The 18,102-nt window shown below is 44.8% G+C and carries 17 protein-coding genes; 13 read left to right on the top strand and 4 right to left on the bottom strand.

Annotated elements, in window-relative coordinates; all coding sequences use genetic code 11:
- From rsxC to AACR09_RS03825, 7 genes are all read left to right on the top strand, one after another.
- The coding region (rsxC, locus tag AACR09_RS03855; protein WP_228010919.1) for an electron transport complex subunit RsxC at positions 1-2,707 on the top strand (2,707 nt) is incomplete at its 5' end.
- Complete coding sequence (gene rsxD / locus AACR09_RS03850) at positions 2,707-3,753, top strand: electron transport complex subunit RsxD (protein ID WP_017105543.1); 1,047 nt, start codon at positions 2,707-2,709, stop codon at positions 3,751-3,753. The genes rsxC and rsxD, both read left to right, overlap by 1 nt.
- A gap of 13 nt (positions 3,754-3,766) precedes the next feature.
- Entirely contained in the window at positions 3,767-4,396 is a 630-nt protein-coding gene (gene rsxG / locus AACR09_RS03845) for an electron transport complex subunit RsxG (RefSeq protein ID WP_004734043.1), read from the top strand.
- The gene (locus AACR09_RS03840; protein WP_017084037.1) at positions 4,396-5,088 is read left to right on the top strand and encodes an electron transport complex subunit E; all 693 of its coding nucleotides are present in this window, start codon (positions 4,396-4,398) and stop codon (positions 5,086-5,088) included. The genes rsxG and AACR09_RS03840 overlap by 1 nt, the downstream gene beginning before the upstream one ends.
- Before the next feature lie 206 nt (positions 5,089-5,294).
- Positions 5,295-5,930 carry an endonuclease III gene (gene nth / locus AACR09_RS03835; protein ID WP_004734045.1) on the top strand — a complete coding sequence of 212 codons (636 nt, stop codon included), beginning with the start codon at positions 5,295-5,297 and terminating at the stop codon, positions 5,928-5,930.
- A gap of 170 nt (positions 5,931-6,100) precedes the next feature.
- Positions 6,101-6,517: a lactoylglutathione lyase gene (gloA, locus tag AACR09_RS03830; protein WP_004734046.1), complete on the top strand. Its 417-nt coding sequence runs from the start codon at positions 6,101-6,103 to the stop codon at positions 6,515-6,517.
- A gap of 201 nt (positions 6,518-6,718) precedes the next feature.
- Positions 6,719-7,153, top strand: coding sequence for a DUF2753 domain-containing protein (locus AACR09_RS03825; protein ID WP_193836027.1), 435 nt, complete (start codon positions 6,719-6,721; stop codon positions 7,151-7,153).
- A 95-nt stretch (positions 7,154-7,248) separates the two neighbouring features.
- On the opposite strand, the gene motY is transcribed toward AACR09_RS03825, so the two are convergent.
- Positions 7,249-8,130 carry a flagellar protein MotY gene (motY, locus tag AACR09_RS03820; RefSeq protein WP_017080932.1) on the bottom strand — a complete coding sequence of 294 codons (882 nt, stop codon included), beginning with the start codon at positions 8,128-8,130 and terminating at the stop codon, positions 7,249-7,251.
- 188 nt (positions 8,131-8,318) lie between these two features.
- On the opposite strand from motY, the gene rnt reads away from it, so the two are divergent.
- Both rnt and AACR09_RS03810 read left to right on the top strand, forming a co-directional pair.
- The gene (gene rnt / locus AACR09_RS03815; RefSeq protein ID WP_017061178.1) at positions 8,319-8,963 is read left to right on the top strand and encodes a ribonuclease T; all 645 of its coding nucleotides are present in this window, start codon (positions 8,319-8,321) and stop codon (positions 8,961-8,963) included.
- Between the two features lie 65 nt (positions 8,964-9,028).
- Positions 9,029-10,354, top strand: coding sequence for a Na+/H+ antiporter family protein (locus tag AACR09_RS03810; RefSeq protein ID WP_017084039.1), 1,326 nt, complete (start codon positions 9,029-9,031; stop codon positions 10,352-10,354).
- A 195-nt stretch (positions 10,355-10,549) separates the two neighbouring features.
- On the opposite strand, the gene AACR09_RS03805 is transcribed toward AACR09_RS03810, so the two are convergent.
- Positions 10,550-11,179, bottom strand: coding sequence for a DsbA family protein (locus AACR09_RS03805; RefSeq protein WP_017079304.1), 630 nt, complete (start codon positions 11,177-11,179; stop codon positions 10,550-10,552).
- Positions 11,180-11,276: 97 nt separating this feature from the next.
- The gene (locus tag AACR09_RS03800) at positions 11,277-11,615 is read right to left on the bottom strand and encodes a Grx4 family monothiol glutaredoxin (RefSeq protein WP_017076187.1); all 339 of its coding nucleotides are present in this window, start codon (positions 11,613-11,615) and stop codon (positions 11,277-11,279) included.
- Positions 11,616-11,884: 269 nt separating this feature from the next.
- Here AACR09_RS03800 and sodB point away from each other — a divergent pair, with 269 nt between their 5' ends.
- From sodB to AACR09_RS03785, 3 genes are all read left to right on the top strand, one after another.
- A complete protein-coding gene (gene sodB, locus AACR09_RS03795) occupies positions 11,885-12,469 on the top strand; it encodes a superoxide dismutase [Fe] (protein ID WP_108180008.1) in 585 nt (194 codons plus the stop codon).
- A 311-nt stretch (positions 12,470-12,780) separates the two neighbouring features.
- Positions 12,781-13,284 (top strand): VC2046/SO_2500 family protein, encoded by a 504-nt coding sequence (locus AACR09_RS03790; RefSeq protein ID WP_004734051.1) that lies wholly within the window; start codon positions 12,781-12,783, stop codon positions 13,282-13,284.
- Positions 13,285-13,562: 278 nt separating this feature from the next.
- The gene (locus AACR09_RS03785) at positions 13,563-14,246 is read left to right on the top strand and encodes an SDR family oxidoreductase (RefSeq protein WP_004734052.1); all 684 of its coding nucleotides are present in this window, start codon (positions 13,563-13,565) and stop codon (positions 14,244-14,246) included.
- 190 nt (positions 14,247-14,436) lie between these two features.
- Here the strand turns inward: AACR09_RS03785 and adhE are convergent, their stop codons facing one another.
- Positions 14,437-17,142: a bifunctional acetaldehyde-CoA/alcohol dehydrogenase gene (gene adhE, locus AACR09_RS03780; protein WP_017084041.1), complete on the bottom strand. Its 2,706-nt coding sequence runs from the start codon at positions 17,140-17,142 to the stop codon at positions 14,437-14,439.
- 638 nt (positions 17,143-17,780) lie between these two features.
- Here adhE and AACR09_RS03775 point away from each other — a divergent pair.
- Positions 17,781-18,102: NAAT family transporter (locus tag AACR09_RS03775; RefSeq protein WP_228010916.1), on the top strand; the 322-nt coding region annotated here is incomplete at its 3' end.

Here is an 18,102-nt window from a genome sequence, read left to right as displayed (position 1 = left end):
TGATGTGTGCGTGGTTATTAAACCTGATGGCCTAGACTCTTGGGTTACAAAACACCCGGTTGAAGATTTTTCTACAAAGACATCCGACGAACTGCTTGATGTGATTCGCCAAGCTGGTATTTCAGGTATGGGTGGCGCAGGCTTCCCTACGGCTAAGAAGCTTCAATCAGGTCTAGGTCGTACCGACATTTTGATCGTCAATGCTGCTGAGTGTGAACCTTACATCACCTCAGATGACAAGTTGCTGCAAGAGCATGCCGAAGAAGTATTGAAAGGCATCGAAGTGGTTGAACACATCCTTCAACCAAAGCTGACGGTTATCGGCATTGAAGACAACAAACCAGATGCGATAAAAGCACTGGAGATTGCTGCGAAAGACAAAGATATCGTCATTCGTGTTATCCCAACCAAATACCCTTCTGGTGGTGAGAAGCAACTTATCAAGATCCTCACCAACAAAGAGGTTCCAGCTGGCGGCATTCCTGCAGACATTGGTGTTTTGGTTCAGAACGTCGGCTCTCTTTACTCGATTAAGCGAGCGGTAATTGACGGCGAACCCGTGGTTAACCGCGTGGTGACTTTAACCGGTAAAACCTTTAAGCAACCTCGTAACGTTTGGGCGCTATTAGGCACACCAGTACATGAGTTACTTGAAGAGTTTGGCTACAAAGCAGATAAAAAACTGCCGCGTTTAATTTTGGGCGGCCCGATGATGGGCTTTACCTTGCCGCATGCCAATGTGCCAATCACCAAAACGTCGAACTGTATTTTAGCGCCAACGCGTCGTGAGATCTCACCAAGCACTTACGAAATGGAATGTATTCGTTGCAGCGCATGTGCTGAAGCTTGTCCTGCATCTCTACTTCCTCAACAACTGCAATGGCATGCGAAAGCCAACGAGTTGGATAAGTGTGAAGAGCTGAATATTAAAGACTGTATTGAATGTGGTGCTTGTGCGTTTGTCTGCCCAAGTGAAATCCCTCTTGTTCAGTACTATCGCCAAGCGAAAGCCGAAATCAAAACAAGAAAAGATGAAGCGACAGCTGCAGAGCGCGCCAAGATTCGTTTCGAAGAGAAAAACGCTCGTATGGAGCGTGACAAAGCAGAACGTGAAAACCGCTTCAAGAAAGCTGCTGACAACCGTCGTAAAGATATGAAATCAGCCGATGGTGATGATGCGATTGCAGCTGCGATTGCTCGCGTTAAAGCTCAAAAAACAACAGTAGACCAAACACCTAATTCAGAACCAGCAGTGAAACCTGCGGTAGCCGCTGCGATTGCTAAGGCAAAAGCGAAACAAGCTGCAGCTCAAAAAGCAAACGACGCCGGACCTGATAACTCTGAAATGTCTAAGTTACGAGAAGAGCGTAAGAGACAAGCTAGAGAACGTAAGGCACAACAAGCTGCAACGGATAATCCAGCAGAGAACTCTGGCGATACTAAGAAAGATGCTGTCGCTGCGGCTATTGCTCGCGCTAAAGCAAAGAAAGCTCAACAAGCGGAATCAGCGTCTGAAGCTTCAGCTGAAAGTACTGGCGATGCCAAGAAAGATGCTGTCGCTGCGGCTATTGCTCGCGCTAAAGCCAAGAAAGCACAACAAACAGAATCAGCTTCTGAGGTTCCGGTTGAAAAATCAGGTGACTCTAAGAAAGACGCAGTCGCTGCCGCTATTGCTCGCGCTAAAGCCAAGAAAGCTCAACAAGCGGAATCAGCTACTCAAACCGAAAGTGAAGCTCCAGCTGAAAGTACTGGCGACGCTAAGAAAGATGCTGTTGCTGCAGCTATCGCTCGCGCTAAAGCGAAGAAAGCACAACAAGCAGAATCAGCTACTCAAACCGAAAGTGAAGCTCCGACTGAAAGCTCTGGCGACGCTAAGAAAGACGCCGTTGCTGCAGCCATTGCGCGTGCTAAAGCCAAGAAAGCTCAACAAGCGGAATCAGCTACTCAAACCGAAAGTGAAGCTCCAGCTGAAAGTACTGGCGACGCTAAGAAAGATGCTGTTGCTGCTGCTATCGCTCGCGCTAAAGCAAAGAAGGCTCAACAAGCAGAATCAGCTACTCAAACCGCAAGTGAAGCTCCGGCTGAAAGCTCTGGCGATGCTAAGAAAAACGCCGTCGCTGCTGCTATTGCTCGTGCTAAAGCGAAGAAAGCTCAACAAGCAGAATCAGCTACTCAAACCGAAAGTGAAGCTCCAGCTGAAAGTACTGGCGATGCCAAGAAAGATGCTGTTGCTGCCGCAATAGCTCGCGCTAAAGCCAAAAAAGCACAACAAGCTGAATCAGCTACTCAAACCGAAAGTGAAGCTCCGGTTAAAAGTTCTGGCGATGCTAAGAAAGATGCTGTTGCTGCAGCTATCGCTCGTGCTAAAGCCAAGAAAGCACAGCAAGCTAAGCAAGACCAAACAGCAGAAACTCCTGAGCCAGTGATTGAAGTTGAAGTTGAAATTCAATCAGAGCCCGTCGATCCTAAAAAAGCTGCCGTTGCCGCTGCAATAGCTCGCGCTAAAGCGAAGAAAGCACAGCAAACTAAGCAGGTCGAAGCAGAAGCAACCGCTCCTGAAGCTGTAGTTGAAATTGAAGTGGAAGCTGAGATTCAATCAGAACCAGTCGATCCTAAAAACGCAGCTGTTGCTGCCGCAATTGCTCGTGCTAAAGCAAGAAAGGCGCAGCAAGAGCAAGACAAAAAGAATAATGAGGAGAAAGAGTAGTGGCCTTCTTTATCGCCAGCTCACCGCACGCACACAATCGTAGAAGCACCCCAGATCTCATGAAATGGGTCGCTATTTGTGCATTGCCAGGTCTACTAGCTCAAACCTACTTCTTTGGATGGGGGACGCTCATCCAGTTAGTATTTGCTATTGCACTTGCTGTTACCTTTGAAGCCGCTGTAATGCTGCTAAGAAAACGTCCGCCAGTGATGGCATTACGTGATTACAGCGCTGTTGTGACCGCTTGGCTACTCAGTGTCGCGATTCCCCCACACTCTCCGTGGTGGATTCTAGTCATCGGTATGTTCTTCGCTATCATCATCGCAAAACACCTTTATGGCGGCCTTGGGCAAAACCCCTTTAATCCAGCGATGGTCGCTTACGTTGTTTTGCTGATCTCATTCCCAGTTCAGATGACCAGTTGGAATGCTCCTACTAGCTTAACCGCTGAAGCAACGAGCTTTGTTGACTCATTTTTGATGATCTTTACGGGTTTCAATAACGAAGGTTTGTCTCTTCAACAAGCGCGTCTTGGTATTGATGGCACCACAATGGCGACGCCACTTGATGCCTTCAAAACCGCATTAACGGCAGGCAACACCGCTTCCGAAGCTCTGTCTCAGCCACAATTCAGCTGGTTAGCTGGTGTGGGTTGGGAATGGGTGAACCTTGCCTACCTAGTCGGCGGCTTGGTGCTCATCAAGCAACGCGTGATTCAGTGGCATATTCCGGTCGCTTTTATTGCTAGCCTTGCGCTGTTTAGCTTAGTGTTCTTAGTGCTGACGCCTGGTGAAACCGCTTCTCCAACCATTCATTTATTGTCTGGCGCAACCATGCTTGGTGCATTCTTCATTGCAACCGATCCGGTTTCAGCCTCGACGACAGTGAAAGGTCGCTTGGTATTTGGTGCTCTGATTGGCGGGTTAGTCTTTATTATCCGCAGTTGGGGTGGCTTCCCTGATGGCGTAGCGTTCGCGGTATTGTTAGCCAACATGTGTGTTCCACTGATTGACTACTACACCAAACCTCGTACATACGGCCACTAAGGAAGCAGATACTATGCTAAATGCAATTAAGAAAAACGGTCTTGTACTTGCGATTTTTGCCTGCGCTTCGACAGGTTTGGTGGCCGTTACTCACTACCTGACCAAAGATCAGATCAAACAGCAAGAACAGGCTCAGTTACTGTCTGTGCTTAACCAAGTGATCCCGCACGATCTTCATGACAACGAGCTGTTTTCAGCTTGTACTTTGGTGGAAGCTGAGGAGCTTGGAACAGAACAAGCAATGCCGGCTTATATTGCTACACTCAACGGTGAACCTAGCGCGATTGCGATCGAAGCCATTGCACCTGATGGCTACAATGGTGCAATAAAAGTAATTGTTGGGATGAAAATTGACGGTACCATTTTGGGTACACGTGTGCTTTCCCACAGGGAAACTCCGGGGTTAGGCGATAAGATAGACCTTCGAGTGAGTGATTGGATACTCTCTTTTGCAGGTAAACAAGTAACCGAGTCAAATCTTGATCGCTGGAAAGTTCGCAAAGATGGTGGTGATTTCGACCAGTTTACCGGCGCAACCATCACACCAAGAGCGGTCGTTAAGTCCGTCAAACAGGCGGTTCAATACGTTAACCAAAATAACCAAGCATTGCTTGCTCAACCTCTAAATTGTGGTGGTGAATAATGAGTGACCATAAAACACTGATTAAAAATGGCATGTGGGCCAACAACCCAGCTCTAGTTCAGCTTCTTGGGTTGTGTCCGTTGTTGGCTGTCTCTTCGACAGTGACGAACGCACTTGGCTTAGGTATTGCTACCTTGCTTGTATTGGTCGGTTCGAACGTTTCTGTCTCTATGGTTCGAAACCATGTGCCAAAAGAAGTTCGTATTCCAGTATTCGTGATGATCATTGCATCACTGGTAACCTGCGTTCAACTACTGATGAATGCCTACGCATACGGGCTTTACCTATCTTTGGGTATCTTCATCCCACTGATCGTAACCAACTGTATCATCATTGGCAGAGCTGAAGCCTTCGCGTCTAAAAACGAAGTTTTACCTGCTGCTCAAGATGGTTTCTGGATGGGCCTTGGCATGACATCGGTACTGGTTGTATTGGGTGCGATGCGTGAGGTTATTGGTAACGGAACCCTATTTGATGGCGCAGACTTGCTCCTTGGTGACTGGGCTTCTGTGTTACGAATCCAGATATTCCAATTTGATAACAGCTTCTTGTTAGCCCTGCTTCCACCAGGTGCCTTTATTGGTGTTGGTTTCTTGATTGCTTTGAAAAACATCATCGACAACCAAGCTAAAGCTAGACAGCCCAAACAAGAAAAACCAGCTATTGAACGCGCTCGCGTTACCAATGCCTGATAAGTTACAGTTGCTTAAACCCTGCTGAGTAGCTCAACCGCTCAGCAGGTAAATAGATTAACCAAGTACACATAATAATGACGCTCATAAGAGCGCGTAACCGATGATAAAGCCTGAACCATTGCGGAACTTGTTATTTTAAAACGAGTAAGTTTGAAAGAACTTCGCTGGAACTCAAGCCCTAACTATTTGAAAGTAATGTCGCTATGAACAATGTAAAACGAGTAGAAATACTTGAGCGTTTAAGAGAAAACAATCCAAAGCCAGAAACTGAGCTTAACTGGAACAGCCCTTTCGAGTTGCTGATCGCCGTGCTCTTATCTGCGCAGGCAACCGATGTCAGCGTCAACAAAGCCACTGATAAGCTTTACCCTATGGCTAATACTCCACAGGCTATTTTCGACCTAGGTGTCGACGGCCTGAAAGAGTACATCAAAACCATCGGCCTGTTTAATTCAAAAGCTGAGAACACGATTAAAACGTGTCGTATGCTACTTGACCTACACAATGGTGAAGTTCCGGAAGATCGCGCGGCATTAGAAGCCCTTCCTGGCGTTGGCCGTAAGACTGCCAACGTAGTGTTGAACACCGCTTTCGGTTGGCCGACTATTGCCGTTGATACTCACATCTACCGCGTATCAAACCGCACTAAGTTAGCAATGGGTAAAACGGTCGACGATGTTGAAGCCAAGCTGCTCAAAGTCATTCCAAAAGAATTCAAACTGGATGTCCACCATTGGCTCATTCTTCATGGACGTTACACCTGTGTCGCGCGTAAACCACGCTGTGGCAGCTGTATCATTGAAGACCTGTGTGAGTTCAAAGAGAAAACGGACGTCTAGGCTCATAAGCTTTAGCTCTAAGTAAGAAGCTAAGAAGCTAAGAAGCTAAGAAGCTAAGAAGCTAAGAAGCTAAGAAGCTAAGAAGCTAAGAAGCTAAACAATGCCGCATTTTTCTAGCGGCATAAAACAGAATTACAAAACGTATACATAATTAAAGCTAGGAGCAAATCATGTCAAACGGTCGTATTTTACACACCATGCTACGCGTGGGTGATCTAGACAAGTCTATCGAGTTCTACACCAATGTAATGGGCATGCAGCTATTACGTAAGAACGAAAACAAAGAGTACGAATACACGCTGGCTTTCGTTGGCTTTGGAGACGAATCTCAAGGCGCTGTGATTGAGCTGACTTACAACTGGGGCACGACTGAATATGACCTTGGCTCAGCTTTTGGTCACGTTGCTATCGGTGTTGATGACATCTACACAACGTGTGATGCAATTAAAGCAGCAGGCGGTAATGTAACGCGTGAAGCTGGCCCTGTAAAAGGCGGCTCTACTCACATCGCATTCGTTAAAGATCCTGACGGTTACATGATTGAGCTAATTCAGAACAAACAAGCAAGCGCAGGTCTAGAAGGTTAATTCCTCAACCTCTATACGAAGTTGGGCTTGAACGCCTGATGAAATGAAAAAAAGAAGCGAGCACTGTGCTCGCTTCTTTTTTATCACTCTCACCATAATCGATATTCTCTACCAATTATTCTTAACAATCTCATTGATGAAACTTTACATGATAATGATTATCACTTAAATTAACCACCTATTGATTAGTGAGGTAATACAATGATTAGCGAATGGGAAAAACACACGTTACTTGCCGATACTGCATTGCAGCTCGACGATCCTGTACGAAGTATTCTTCACTATCAGCAAGCACTGAACTTGAGCGAAGAAATCACTGAGCGCACCGATATTCAGGCGGACGAACGCCTACTGATCTCAGTGATCTCTTGCCACAATCTTGCGCAATTCTGGCGATGGGCTGGTGATACCGAATACGAGATCAAGTATCTTCAATTGGCTTCAGAAAAAGTGCTGACACTGATCCCGCAGTGCCCTAACACTCAATGTTCCAGCTTTATCGATTCTATTGGTTGCTGTAAGAAAGCGCTGATCGATTTCATGAAACGCCATCCCAATCCTAAAATTGCTTCTATGGTAGAAAAGATCGATACCGCGACCAACTGTGAAATGATCGCTCGTTTCCGCTTGAACTAAACGAGTTACGTTTAGACAATAGCTCCAAATTTTAAAGACAAAAAAGCCCGTCATTACGACGGGCTATCTGATTTCAAAACAAGCAATTATTCTGATTAAACCTGCGTACGACCTAAAGAGATAACAACGCGTCGGTTCTTGTCTTTACCAATTGGCGAATTGTTGTCTGCAATCGGACGACGTTTACCATAGCCCTGAACTTGGATACGATCTTCTGGCAAGCCTAAAGATTTGAAGTACTCTCTTAACGATTCCGCTCTGCGCTCTGAAAGGTTTTGGCTAATACCTTTGCTGTCGACAGAATCGGTGTACGTTGCCACCAGCACAAGATCGATGTCTTGGTTATAGCGAACGTAATCGGCGATCTGGCTCAGCCTTTTGCGCGACGACTTGTTCAGCTGATCACTATTACGGTCGTAGTGCAAAATAGTGAAAGAGATATCTTCAAAGCTGTAAGGCAACAGGTTAGCAACACAGTCACTGAACACATTGTATTTTTCTTGGAATAACACCGACGACAGCGACACTTCGATTCGCTGATCTCGGCTCTGCCACTCTTGGTAACTGAATGTCGGGTAGCGCCCTTTCTCCAACTCACTCAAGATGCCCCAAGCTGTTTGACCACCGACGTAGCCATCAAATTGTTGGAAGAACTTAATGGTTGTCATGCGATCAGCACTTTCACCCGGACGCCAAGGTGGCGGCATCGAAATCAAGCTGACATTACGCGTAGCACCCATTGGGCGACGCATTTTAAGCTCAAAGTCCAAAATGATTTTTTTACTCGCGCGAGATGAGAACTCAGCATCACCAAAATTTGGGATAGGGTGAACCAAGCGGCATTCGAGTGGCGTGTTGGCCACCATCTCCCACTTTGACTGTTGAGGAGATGCTCCATAACGCTTTTCTTGTGCCATTACTGGTAACGACATAAGTAGCGAAAATAGCATTGAACCTGTTATGAGTTGTTTCTTCATAAAGTGGAGTATCTCTTAAGCAATTCGTTTAACAATGCAGCCAATTGCCGCATTTTTCTCTCACGTTTAAATATGCAATTATCAAGCCGCAATGGATTAGGTAATTTATGATTTATTGCCCTTCCCTAGTTTTTATCACTGCTATTATCTGCAATAATGCAGCCTTAATCACACTTATTTGGGCTAACATGACTGTAGAAAACGAAGCTCTGACCCTAAAAAAACGCTTTCGTGGCTATTTTCCAGTGGTCATCGACGTGGAAACCGCAGGGTTTAACGCTGAAACCGATGCATTATTAGAAATCTGTGCCATTACGTTAAAAATGGATGAGAACGGAGATCTGCACCCTGCATCAACGCTTCATTTTCACATTGAGCCTTTTGAAGGCGCAAATATAGAGCAGGCAGCATTAGACTTTAACGGAATTAAAGACCCATTTAGCCCATTACGTGGTGCTGTGTCGGAACAAGAAGCCCTTAAAGAAATCTACAAGCTAGTGAGAAAAGAACAAAAAGCTTCAGATTGCAGTCGTGCAATCATGGTTGCTCACAACGCTACATTCGATTTGAACTTCGTTAATGCAGCAAGTGAGCGCTGTAAGCTTAAACGCGTCCCTTTCCATCCATTTGCTACTTTTGACACTGCAGCTCTTAGTGGTCTTGCCTACGGTCAAACCGTTTTGGCTAAAGCTTGCCGCACTGCAGGGATGGAATTTGACAACAAAGAAGCACACTCTGCTTTGTATGATACGCAAAAAACCACAGAGTTATTTTGCGGCATTGTAAACAAATGGAAAGCCCTTGGTGGTTGGCCTCTTGTTGACGAAGAATAAAAAATAGAGTCGGTAAACGTTCACTCGTATTGCCTTCATAAAAAACACAACATCCCGAGAATAATATGAATCCTGTTGTAATTTCAGTTTGCATCATGCTTGTTTTAGCTTTGATGCGCGTAAACGTAGTCGTTGCTCTCACGTTCAGCGCAATTATCGGTGGCGTAGCCTCTGGTATGGGCTTGAACGACGCAGTCGCGGCTTTCGAAAGTGGATTAGGTGGTGGTGCAACTATCGCACTTAGCTACGCTATGCTTGGTACATTCGCTGTTGCTATCTCACGTTCTGGTATCACAGACCTGCTTGCTCAAAGCGTCATTAAGCGTATTCACGGTAAAGAGAACAGTGCAGCATCTAATGGTCTAAAATATGGCATCCTAGCGTCTTTGATCCTAGTGACCATGTCTTCGCAAAATGTAATCCCTGTACATATCGCCTTTATCCCAATCTTAATCCCACCTCTATTAGGCGTATTCGCAAAAATGAACCTAGACCGTCGTCTGGTTGCGTGTGTACTTACTTTTGGTCTGATTACTCCGTATATGGTTCTACCAATCGGTTTTGGTGGCATCTTCCTAAACAATATCCTACTTAAAAACCTTCACGACAACGGTCTTGAAAATGTAGTAGCAAGCCAAGTACCAATGGCAATGTTGTTACCGGCTGCAGGCATGATCTTTGGCCTTCTTACGGCCGTGTTCTTTACTTACCGTAAGCCACGTCAATACAAAGAAACGTCTCATACTGTTGTTTCAACCGAAGTGAAAGAGATCAATAAGAAGCACATCCTAGTGGCTGCTGCTGGTATTGTTGCTGCGCTAACGGTTCAACTATCGACAGGTTCTATGATCATCGGTGCTTTGGCTGGTTTCATGGTATTCACCTTTGGTGGTGTAATCGCTTGGAAAGAGACACACGATGTCTTCACTAAGGGCGTTCACATGATGGCAATGATCGGTTTCATCATGATTGCAGCGGCAGGTTTTGCGGCAGTTATGAAGCAAACGGGTGGCGTTGAGTCTTTGGTTGAAGCACTTTCAACAAGCATTGGTGACAACAAACCTCTAGCGGCACTGCTTATGCTAATCGTTGGCCTATTGGTAACAATGGGTATCGGCTCTTCGTTCTCTACGATTCCAATCCTTGCGACTATCTACGTTCCTCTAGCGGCAGCATTTGGTTTCTCACCAATGGCAACGATCGCTTTAGTAGGTACAGCTGCAGCGCTAGGTGATGCGGGCTCTCCGGCTTCTGACTCAACATTAGGTCCAACGTCTGGTCTAAATGCTGATGGTCAACACGAGCACGTTTGGGAAACCGTTGTACCGACATTCCTGCACTACAACATCCCACTGATCGTATTCGGTTGGATTGCAGCCATGGTTCTGTAATTAGGTTCTGTAGTTAAAGAGTCCTACGCTCACTTTTATAAAGACCGCCTCGTGCGGTCTTTTTTGTTCCTGGGATTCATTCCACTCTTCCTTCCTCCTCACTCTCAATGAACCAGCGACGCCAAACAAAAAAGGCTTACTCTGATGAGTAAGCCTTGGACATAATTTACGTTAATACAGACAGCTCTAGCTGAATTATGCAGCGGGAGCGTTATTCACCAATACTTCGCGAATAGACTTAAGCGTCGCTTCCGTTGAATGGTAATCCAGTTCTACTGCCGTAAAAATACCATTTACTTCAAGCATTAACGTCGGGTAAGAATGCACACCGATCGCTTCTTTAAAGCCTAACTGGTCATCTAATTCGCTTTCCAATAACTTACTAGAAAGATCATTTTCAAACTGTTGTACATTCATCCCTAGCTCTTCAGCTAACTGCAAATGCGTTTCTTGACTGTGTGGCAACATCGCACGAAGGTAGTAAGCGTGTTGAATTGCTTCAAGCATCGCTTCGTAATGGTCTTGAAAACCAGCAGCGATCACGGCACGACAAGCAGGGTAAGTGCTACGAACTGGTTGGCATTCAGTCCAAAATTCGTGGTTGAACTCAGTACCCAACTTAGCTTCAATCTGCTTCCAGATAGCTTGCAGCTTACCTTTCATCTCTTCTGACATTGGATCTTCAGAATCAGGGGCCAAACCACCGACTACGTAGTTAAACTCAATACTCGCAGGTAGCTGCTGTTTTAAGAGTTCTAATGTTGGCTTATAACCCCAGCACCAACTGCACATTGGGTCATGCACATAATGAAGTTTTACGTCCATTGTTCATTCCTTATCGAGTCTTTCAAACCATTCAAACAAAAAAGGAGCCTCATTAAGGGCCCCTTCCATTCAATATTTAAGCGCAAAGGCTTAAAGCTTACTCAGCGTCGTCGCCAGCTACTTTTGCAGCCGCTTCTTTAACGATTGGCTGAAGTTCGCCTTTTTGGAACATCTCAAGAATGATGTCACAACCACCGATCAGCTCACCGTCAACCCAAAGTTGTGGGAACGTTGGCCATTGTGCGTAAGCTGGAAGCTCTGCACGGATGTCAGGGTTTTGTAGGATATCTACGTAAGCAAATTTTTCACCACATGCCATTAGAGCTTGAGATGCTTGAGAAGAAAAACCACAGCTTGGCAGCTTAGGAGAACCTTTCATGTAAAGTAGAATGGTGTTTTCTTCAATTTGCTGTTTGATTTTATCGATAGTTTCCATTGCTTCCTCGTTAATGGATTACGGCTTTTATTGCCTTTATTCTACCCCAAACCAAAAGAATAAAAACCATATAAAAAAAGCGGTTTACGAGCTAAGCTAACAATTCACACAAAAGTGATGAATTAAGCTTTTAATAAAGTAAAAACTTGCTAAACTATATCGCAAGTCAGCAAATTGACCATGGTTGGCTGTAAAGCGAACCATGAATAATAATATCACTGGAAGCAATCGAAAGAGTTAACTCTTTCATATCAATGGAGAATTGAGCAATGGCATTTGAACTACCGGCTCTTCCTTACGCGAAAGACGCGCTAGAACCACACATCTCAGCAGAAACGCTAGATTTCCACCACGGTAAGCACCACAACACTTACGTTGTTAAGCTAAACGGTCTTATCCCAGGTACTGAGTTTGAAGGCAAAACACTAGAAGAGATCGTTAAGACTTCTACTGGTGGTGTTTTCAATAACGCTGCTCAAATCTGGAACCACACGTTCTACTGGCACTGTCTTGCTCCTAAAGCAGGCGGCGAACCAACTGGCGCTGTTGCAGAAGCTATCAACGCTGCATTCGGTTCTTTCGAAGAATTCAAAACGAAATTCACTGATTCAGCAATCAACAACTTCGGTTCTTCTTGGACTTGGTTAGTTAAGAAAGCTGACGGTTCTCTAGACATCGTTAACACTTCTAACGCTGCTACTCCTCTAACAGAAGAAGGTGTTACTCCACTTCTAACTGTTGACCTATGGGAACACGCTTACTACATCGATTTCCGCAATGTTCGCCCTGACTACATGGCTGCATTCTGGAACCTAGTAAACTGGTCTTTCGTAGAAGAGAACCTAGCTAAGTAATTATTACTTACGCTGCGCTATTTATAGCGAGTTATCTATTGAAAGCTCATGCCTCGGCGTGAGCTTTTTTGTATCTATCGTATCCCACAAAATCTAGACCTTTCTTAGCCTATTAACCTATTAACCTATTAACCTATTAACCTATTAACCAGTTAACCAGTTAGCCAGTTAGCCAGTTAGCCAGTAGAGCTTACTTCTCGACCAATTCCTAGCACTCTTCCCCGCCCTGCATAAATTCTCTATTTGCCTGTAATTAAACACTAAAGTTTGCCGACTCCATGCCGTTAAAGGTGTATCCAATGAGAGGCAGCATGCAAATACATACTTTAGACAAAGCAGGAATCATCAACGAACTGAAGTTCGGCATCGGGATCAGCCAAGCGGTTGAGCAAGGTCGCCGTGCAGATTTCGCGTTGCTGTTGTCTATGTTTTCTAATGACGTTCGTGATTGCACGCCGATTGACACCATTGAAGTCACAGAGACAACTGAAGATCGCCTGCGTAAACACTTCGGCGTTGCAGAACCGCAGCAGCTGCGTTCGAACCAATCTTCGTATGAAATTTCAGCTCAGCAATCTAATCATTTTCATCAAGCTAGCCTTGCCAGCGCAAAACTCAGCCATTACTTGAAACCGGAAGCGCTTGCCTTCATGCCTGAAGATACAGCCGACTTACCCGAAGAGGTTTACCAAAACCTTTCTGGTCATGACCGACGTAAATTGGCAAACAAACAGGTTCCTGATTTGCCACTTGCTACGCTCTACAATGAACTATCAACTGCTCAGCGTCAGTACCAAATTCAAGCTCAAGTATAGCGGTCACTTACCTTTCCTCTTTTTCGTTCTCTATCCACTGCTATTCTTGATTAGTTCGCGCATTTCAAATCATTCACATGCGTGATATGAACCACCAGCCTTGGGTGAACATGAAATACGAGTTGTCGATTACTACTTGAAGTTACTGCGAAATGTGAGCTGCCACTAAGTTCATAAAAACTTATCAATTGGCACGCCTTAGTTTGAACCTCTTCACACCCATTGTATGAAATTTAACCCATCCTTATCCGACATGGACGATTTATTTAGGTGCTGGGATGGAAATAAAAAGCTCAATCATATTGGTGACATCTGCAGGCTCGCAACTCGGAGGGACGATTGCGAACCACTTTGTTAACCTTGGAGCCACAGTCATCCTTTGTGATAAAGACACGGAAGCACTTCAAGCGACCTATTTACAATGTGCTCGTTTTTCTGACTCGGTTTACCACTACACGCTCAAAAGTAATGACAACCAAGCAATTCTCAGCGTGTTTGATTTTATTCAAACCACCTTCAACACTACGCCCGATGTACTGGTCAATAATTGGATAAGCTCCCCGATGCCAAGCCTAATTGGCGATCAACCTGTCAGTAGCTTTATCAATGATCTTTCTTCTATGGCTACGACTCTTTTCGCATTTGGGCAAATCAGTGCCGAGAGATTGCGAGAGGAGGATAAAGAAGGCGTTATTGTGAATGTGATCTCTCACGATGACTTCCATGACGTGTCCGGCTTAGAAAGTGCGAACTCAATGATTACTGGCTTTACCCATAGCTGGGCCAAAGAACTGACTCCATTTGGTATTCGAGTCGGCGGTGTTGTCCCTGCAATCCATAACTCCGATGGCAAGCTCAACCGATGCCACTGGGCTCAGCTGCAAGATGAACTGACCAGAACAACGGAATACATCGTCTCTAATGATTACTTTAGTGGGCGAGTGGTCGCTGCTGAGGTTTAGTTCTTCCCCGATGCCAAGCACATTTGAGCCATTCATTTCTAATCGAGTGACATTACTCTAGCCTTTCAAGCCGCGTAGATCAGGCAACAAACATAAAAAAAGCCCCAGTCTCTCGACTAGGGCTTTGATCTTTTCCCGATAGATAAGGTTCGTGCTAGCGAAAACTTATCTCAAAACTAATGCTTACTTATTACGCGTTAGCTTTTTCTTTTTTAGCTTTTGGCGCTTTCGCGTCAGCTGGCTTTTGGTCAGCTTTCTTAAGAATCACTGTAGTGCCTTCGAAAGTTTCACCTTCAACGTAAGGAGTACCGAAGTAAGACGTTGTTAGTACTTCTTTTAGCTCAGTGATTAGTGGGTAACGTGGGTTAGCACCGGTACACTGGTCATCGAACGCTTCAACAGCTAGCTCGTCTAGTTTAGCGATGAAGTCAGACTCGTTAACACCCGCAGCTTGGATTGATAGTGGGATATCTAGGTCGTTCTTAAGCTCTTCTAACCAAGTTAGTAGACGTTCAATCTTCTGAGCAGTACGGTCACCAGCTTGGCTTAGGCCTAGGTGGTCAGCAACTTCAGCGTAACGACGACGTGCTTGTGGGCGGTCGTACTGAGAGAATGCCGTTTGCTTCGTTGGGTTATCGTTCGCGTTGTAACGTACAACGTTTGAGATAAGTAGTGCGTTAGCAAGACCGTGTGGTAGGTGGAACTCAGCACCAATTTTGTGAGCCATTGAGTGACACACACCTAGGAATGCGTTCGCAAAGGCAATACCAGCAATCGTTGCAGCGTTGTGTACTTTCTCACGAGCGATTGGGTCTGCTGAACCGTTTTTGTAGCTTGATGGTAGGTATTCTTTAAGCATCTTAAGAGCTTGTAGAGCTTGACCATCAGAGTATTCGTTCGCAAGAACTGATACGTAAGCTTCAAGAGCGTGAGTTACGGCATCGTAACCACCGAACGCTGTTAGAGACTTAGGCATGTTCATTACTAGGTTAGCATCAACAACAGCCATGTTTGGCGTGATTTCGTAATCCGCTAGTGGGTATTTAGCACCAGTCTTGTCGTCAGTAACAACGGCGAAAGGCGTAACTTCTGAACCCGTACCTGAAGTTGTAGTGATACATACAAGCTCAGCTTTTTTACCCATTTTAGGGAACTTGTAGATACGTTTACGGATATCCATAAAGCGCATTGCAAGTTCTTCGAAGTGAGTTTCTGGGTGCTCGTACATAACCCACATGATCTTAGCAGCATCCATTGGAGAACCGCCACCTAGAGCAAGGATTACGTCAGGCTGGAAGCTCTTCATTGCTTCAGCGCCTTTCTCAACAACAGACAATGTTGGATCCGCTTCTACATCGAAGAATACTTGAACTTCAATACCTTGCGATTTCAGGATTTGTACTACGTCATCTGCGTAACCGTTGTTGAACAAGAATCGGTCAGTTACTAGGAATGCGCGTTTCTTACCTTCTAGGTCGCTCATTGCGATTGGAAGGCTGCCACGACGGAAGTAGATTGACTTAGGTAGTTTGTGCCACAACATATTTTCAGCTCGCTTCGCTACAGTTTTCTTGTTGATAAGGTGCTTAGGACCTACGTTCTCAGAGATAGAGTTACCACCCCATGAACCACAACCAAGAGTTAGAGAAGGTGCAACGTTGAAGTTGTACAGGTCACCGATACCACCGTGAGTAGTAGGGATGTTGATTAGGATACGAGCCGTCTTCATCTTGTCACCGAAGTAACGAATACGATCTGCGTTTACGTCTTGGTTAGTGTAAAGACCAGACGTGTGACCGATACCACCGATTTCAACCATCGTTACCGCTTGAGCAACAGCGTCTTCGAAATCGTCTGCGCGGAATAGACCTAGAGTTGGAGACAGTTTCTCGTGAGCGAATTCGTCATCGTAAGAAACTTTACCAAGACCTTCACCTACAAGAACTTTAGTATCAGCAGGAACTTTAACACCCGCCATTTCAGCGATTGCTGGAGCAGGTTGACCTACGATTTTAGCGTTTAGGTTGCCGTCGATGAGAAGAACTTTACGTACTTTATCTGCGTCAGTTTTAGATAGAACGTGAGCTTTGTGAGAAGCAAAACGCTCTTTAACTTCGTCATATACTTCGCTAACTACGATTGCAGCTTGCTCAGAAGCACATACTACGCCGTTATCGAATGTTTTAGACATAAGAATAGATGCTACAGCACGTTTGATGTCAGCTGTTTCATCGATAACTACAGGAACGTTACCAGCACCAACACCGATAGCAGGTTTACCAGAAGAGTATGCTGCTTTAACCATGCCTGGACCACCAGTAGCTAGGATAAGCGCGATACCGTCGTGCTTCATAAGCGCGTTAGAAAGCTCTACAGATGGTTGGTCGATCCAACCGATGATGTCTTTTGGTGCGCCCGCTTTAACAGCCGCATCTAAAACAAGTTTAGCAGCGTCGTTAGTTGAGTTCTTTGCACGTGGGTGTGGCGAGAAGATGATGCCGTTACGTGTCTTAAGAGAGATTAGAGATTTGAAGATTGCTGTAGAAGTTGGGTTCGTTGTTGGAACGATACCACAGATGATACCTACAGGCTCAGCGATAGTCATTGTGCCTAGGCTGTCATCTTCTTCTAAGATGCCACATGTTTTTTCGTCTTTGTATTTGTTGTAGATAAATTCAGATGCAAAGTGGTTTTTGATAACCTTATCTTCAACAATACCCATTCCAGATTCAGCAACTGCTTGTTGTGCAAGTGGGATACGAGCGTGGTTAGCAGCAAGAGAAGCTGCACGGAAGATTGCGTCTACTTTCTCTTGAGAGAATGTTGCAAATTCTTCTTGTGCTGCTTTAACGCGAGCTACTAGAGCATCAAGTTCCGCTAAGTTAGTTACAGGCATGGTGGATCTCCTAAAATAATAAATATTAAAAACTTTTTATTAAATTCGCTGCTTGCTTTTAACCTTAAACATCAGCGTTCTTAGTAAATTGCTTTCAGGACTGAGTATATTATTTCACTGTGTGAAAAAAATTGACCCAGATCAGTTACCCAAAAAGAATTAACCAGAAAGTAGTAAGGCAATCGCAAAAATCAACTTAAGAGCATGATTTACATAGATTAAAATCACACTTTTCGTTAGCGCAAAAAACAAGCAAACAGACAACTTTTTTCTACATAGCGTCATAAACTGTAAAAAAGTTTCATTTTTAGTCCGTTAAATTACATGTATACAGCTATATTCGTGCTACTGAGAGTATATCCATACCGTTGCAGCGGCTAGATTCTGACATAATTTTTATTAAATTCGTGCGATGGTTAACAGTTAATCAATAACAAGTTACAAAATGAAACACTAACAACTAGCTTTCAACAAGGCGAATACAAAAGTGAGATTCAATTAGTTTTTCTAAAAAAAATCCCCTATTTCAGGTTAGTTTTTTTCATTCGTGCAAATTCAGTTTGTCCCTTACATTACGCGCTCTGACTATTCACAGATCAACACTTCTACTTTAAGTACGCTAACTGGAGACCGCTCTCATGCAAGGCTTAGAACTCGCAATTTTTATGCAATTCTTCCTTGGGCTTGTTGCTGCCGTAAACCCTATCGGCATCATGCCTGTTTTTGTTTCTCTTACGGCTCATATGCCGCCAGAAGAGAGGAACAGGACAGCCTTACAAGCAAACATTGCTGTTGCCGTTATCCTGATTGTGTCGCTTGTTGCGGGGCAAATGCTGCTTGATATGTTCAGCATCTCGCTAGATTCATTTCGTGTTGCAGGTGGTTTGCTATTGCTGAGCATCGCATTTTCGATGATGAGCGGTAAGCTCGGTGAAGATAAACAGAACAAACAAGAGAAAT

The organism is Vibrio sp. OPT20 (assembly GCF_963889365.1).
In the GTDB taxonomy this organism is placed as follows: Bacteria; Pseudomonadota; Gammaproteobacteria; order Enterobacterales; family Vibrionaceae; genus Vibrio; species Vibrio splendidus.
The sequence above is the reverse complement of the archived record's forward strand: the minus strand, read 5'-3'. Positions and strand labels throughout refer to the sequence as shown.